Genomic DNA, 3,662 nt, shown 5'->3' with positions numbered 1-3,662 from the left:
CCGGGCGCCAAAGGCGCCCGGCTCGCCCTCAAACCCCCAGGGGACCAAAACCAAAAGTCAAATGCGAATAATGTAGATGAAGCAATAGCGCTTCATCCGTTGGGAAGATCAGGTATAATCCCTCACGTAGAGCAGCGAATGGGTTGTGAATGATGTACAGGAGAAGCTGGCCATGACCGATCATCGGCTTCAAGCGCCTTCGCAAGCGATAGCCCAGGAAGCGCTTAACCGTCGGCTTCAGGAGCTCGCGCGGACTTATGTGGAAGCGCTGCAGAAGAGCCTTGGGGAGAGGTTAGTCGCCGCCGCTTTGTTCGGATCGGTCGCGCGGGGCGAAGCCACCCCAACTTCTGATGTCGATCTGTTGGTGGTGGTCGAAGGACTGCCCCGCAATCGTTTCGAACGGTACGCTTGTCTGGAGGCCGCGGATCGGGCGGTTGAGCCGCAGGTGCAGGCGCTGTGGCAGCAGGGTGTCCATGTGGAGATCTCCGTGATCCTGAGGACGCCTGAGGAGGCCTCTCGGATCACTCCTCTATATCTGGACCTGACGGAGGATGCTTGGATCCTCTATGAGCGAGAGCCTCTTCTTTCCTCCATCCTGGAACGCTTGCGGCAACGGCTCCGGGCTCTGGGAGCCCAACGGAAGCGCCAGGGGTCTATCCTGTATTGGGATCTGAAGCCGGATTTCCGGCCCGGGGAGGTCATCCGGTTGTGACCAGCGAGGAGATGGCTCGCGCCTATCTCGCCCAAGCGGAGGAGATCCTGGAAGAGGCCGAGCGCCTCTATCAGCGTCAGGCCTGGAACCTGGTCGTCCGACGGCCCCAGGAGGCGGTGGAGCTCGCTTTAAAAGGGCTATTACGATATGTGGGCGTTGAGATCCCTCGAACGCATGATGTGGGCATCTGGTTAAAGAGTCATCGGGACCGATTGCCGCCCTCCGTTCGGACAGAGGTAGATCGTTTGGCTTCCATCTCCCGGCGCCTCCGGTTGGAGCGGGAGCTCAGCTTTTGTGGGGACGAGGATCTGGGAACGCCTCCTCAACAGCTCTATGCGGAGGAGGACGCGCGAACATCTCTGGACGAAGCAGCTTGGGTGCTCCGGAAGTGCCGCGAGGCTGTGTCTTGAAAATGCTCCGCTTAAGGTCTATTTGCGACCCCATTGCTCATGACGGGGAATCGCAAAGCCCGGGGAGGTGATTTCGGAGCTAGCGATGATCGATCGCGCACCGGCGGTGGGGTTTATGGATTCCGGCGTGGGCGGGTTGGCGGTGTGGCGGGAGTTTGTTCGCCTGATCCCGAACGCGCCCACGCTCTATGTGGCCGATCAGGCCCACGTCCCCTATGGCCCTCGATCTCTGGAGGAGATCCGCCGCTTTGCGGGGGCCATCACGCGCTTCATGCTGGATCAAGGGGCTCGCCTGATTGTGGTGGCCAGCCATACCATCTCGGCCGCTGCCCTCTGGCCCCTGCGGGAGGCTTTCCCGGAGGTCCCTTTCGTGGGGATCGAGCCGGCCGTGAAACCGGCCGTCGCCCAGACTCGAACCGGCGTGATCGGGGTGTTGGGCACCTTTGGCACCCTGAACGGCCCCTTGATGGCCCGCGTTGTGGAACGGTTCGCCCGGGGGGTTCGGGTGGTCCCTCGGGTCTGCAGCGGGTGGGTCGAACAGGTGGAAGCGGGTCTCCTGGAGGGAGAGGCGGCGGAAGCCCTCGTCCGCCAGCACTTGGACCCTGTGCTCCAGATGGGCGCCGACGTGCTGGTGCTGGCCTGCACCCACTACACCTTCCTGGCCCCGCTAATCCGTCGGCTCATCGGCCCTGAGCGTGCTTTGATCGACCCCACGCCGGCGGTGGCCCGACGGGCGGCGGAAATTTGGCAAGCCCGGGCCCGTGGGGAAGAGCTCAATCAAGCGGAAGGAGCCATTCATCGGTTTTTCACCACCGATGACCCCGCCCGCTTTCAGGAACAGCTTCAGCGGTTGATCGGCCGGGATGGCCCTGTGGAACGCCTCTACTGGGACCCACATGAGATGTGGTTAACCCTCTCGTCGTGAAATGGGTGTAGATTTCGCTTTTTCATCTCGTTTCCCTCGCATAGAGGAGGTTCCCAGTGGAAGCTCATATCCCTGCGTTCGTTTTGTTGCTGGCGTTGTTGATCGTTGTGGCCAAGGGGGGTGCGTGGCTGAGCCTGCGGCTGCATCAACCGGCCATCTTAGGGGAGCTGATCGCCGGCCTGATCCTGGGGCCGAGTTTGCTCAATGTCTTCTCATGGCCGATTTTCCATCGCCAGGGGTTTTCGGAAACGGTGCTGGTTCTTGGGGAGATCGGGGTGATCCTCTTGATGGGCATGGCCGGTCTGGAGATCGAGCTGGAGGAGTTCCTGAAGGCGCGCCGGGTGGCTCTGTTGGCCGGGACCGCGGGGGTGATCGCGCCGCTGGTGCTGGGAGCTCTGGTCGCTTATCCTTTCCACGGCGATCTCCCTACCTCGATTTATGTGGGCCTGGTCCTCAGTGCGACCAGCGTCAGTATCTCCGCCCAGACATTGCTGGAGCTGGGCCGCCTGCGTTCGCCGGAGGGAATTGCGCTCCTGGGGGCCGCGGTGGTGGATGATGTCCTGGCGTTGCTGGCCTTGGCGGTGTTCACCAGCGTCGTGAACCCGGGAGGGGAGCCTGGCGGCGGAGCCGGCGGGTTGCTGCTGGCCCTGGCGCGCATGGGGCTCTTTCTGGTCCTCGCGTTTCTTCTGGCCCGCAGGGTGCTGCCCCGGGTCGCCACCTGGGTTCAGGGCCAGCCGGTCAGCGAGGGCTTGATCGCCCTAGCGTTTGTGGCGATCCTGGCCCTGGCGGGGGCAGCGGAAGAGCTGGGCGGGCTGGCAGCGATCACGGGGGCTTTCCTGGCTGGGCTGGGCCTGAGCAGCCATCCGGCCCGCCATACGATCTTTGAACGCCTCCGCCCGGCCGCCTATGGCTTCTTCGTTCCCCTCTTTCTGGTCGGCGTGGGCCTGCGGGCGGATTTGCGAACCATGTCGCCGGAGGGGTTGCTGTTCACGGTGGCTCTGATCGCGGTGGCCGTTCTCTCCAAGGTGATTGGCTGCGGCGCAGGGGCTTGGCTGGGAGGATTCCGCCCGTTGCAGGCGTGGCGTTTGGGGTTGGGAATGGTCTCCCGAGGGGAAGTCGGCCTGATCCTTGCTTCCCTGGGCCTTTCGGCGGGCTTCCTGAAGCCCTACGAATTCGTGGGCGTAGTGGCGATGGTGGTGGCCACTACGCTGCTCACACCCATCCTGCTCCGTTGGTCCTTCGGCCCGCGGGGACGCGAATAAACTTGGTGAGGAGTTCTCACTATCGATCCCTGGAGGTTCGGATGCCGAAATGCGTGGTAGTTGTGATCCCGAATTTAGAGAAGGTTCATGAGGTGCTTCGCGCTTGGGAGGCTTTAGGGGTCCCCGGGGTGACGATGATCGACACCATCGGGATGGCTTCCCTGCGCCAGTGGGTGGGACGGGAGGACCTGCCTTTGGTTCCTTCCTTGCGCTCCATCCTGGAAAGCGCTGAGACCGCTTTCCATCACCGAACGCTGTTCTCCGTCCTCCCGGACGATTTCGATTTAGAACGGTTGATCCAGGAGACCGAGAGGATCGTCGGCCGTTTCGAGGAGCCGGAGACCGGTTTCCTC

5 protein-coding genes are annotated in these 3,662 nt (G+C 62.8%); all 5 read left to right on the top strand.

Annotated features, from left to right (window positions below):
* The first annotated feature begins 172 nt into the window (after nucleotides 1–172).
* Nucleotides 173–712, top strand: coding sequence for a nucleotidyltransferase domain-containing protein (locus ACFMO5_RS03165; protein WP_376791317.1), 540 nt, complete (start codon nucleotides 173–175; stop codon nucleotides 710–712).
* Entirely contained in the window at nucleotides 709–1,122 is a 414-nt protein-coding gene (locus tag ACFMO5_RS03160; protein WP_376791316.1) for a HEPN domain-containing protein, read from the top strand. Before ACFMO5_RS03165 ends, ACFMO5_RS03160 begins: the two co-directional genes overlap by 4 nt.
* 85 nt (nucleotides 1,123–1,207) lie before the next feature.
* Entirely contained in the window at nucleotides 1,208–2,047 is an 840-nt protein-coding gene (gene murI, locus ACFMO5_RS03155; protein WP_376791315.1) for a glutamate racemase, read from the top strand.
* 56 nt (nucleotides 2,048–2,103) lie between these two features.
* A complete protein-coding gene (locus ACFMO5_RS03150; RefSeq protein ID WP_376791314.1) occupies nucleotides 2,104–3,309 on the top strand; it encodes a cation:proton antiporter in 1,206 nt (401 codons plus the stop codon).
* Nucleotides 3,310–3,350: 41 nt separating this feature from the next.
* Nucleotides 3,351–3,662: hypothetical protein (locus ACFMO5_RS03145; RefSeq protein ID WP_376791313.1), on the top strand; the 312-nt coding region annotated here is incomplete at its 3' end.

Origin of the sequence: Thermoflexus sp. (assembly GCF_042408365.1) — a bacterium.
Taxonomy (GTDB): domain Bacteria; phylum Chloroflexota; class Anaerolineae; order Thermoflexales; family Thermoflexaceae; genus Thermoflexus.
Note: the sequence above shows the minus strand (reverse complement) of the source record. Positions and strands in the feature narration are given on the sequence as shown.

Bases quoted from the DNA above. Each gene is read 5' to 3' on its own strand.
- ACFMO5_RS03165 (WP_376791317.1), top strand. From the start codon at position 173: ATGACCGATCATCGGCTTCAAGCGCCTTCGCAAGCGATAGCCCAGGAA.
- murI (WP_376791315.1), top strand. From the start codon at position 1,208: ATGATCGATCGCGCACCGGCGGTGGGGTTTATGGATTCCGGCGTGGGC.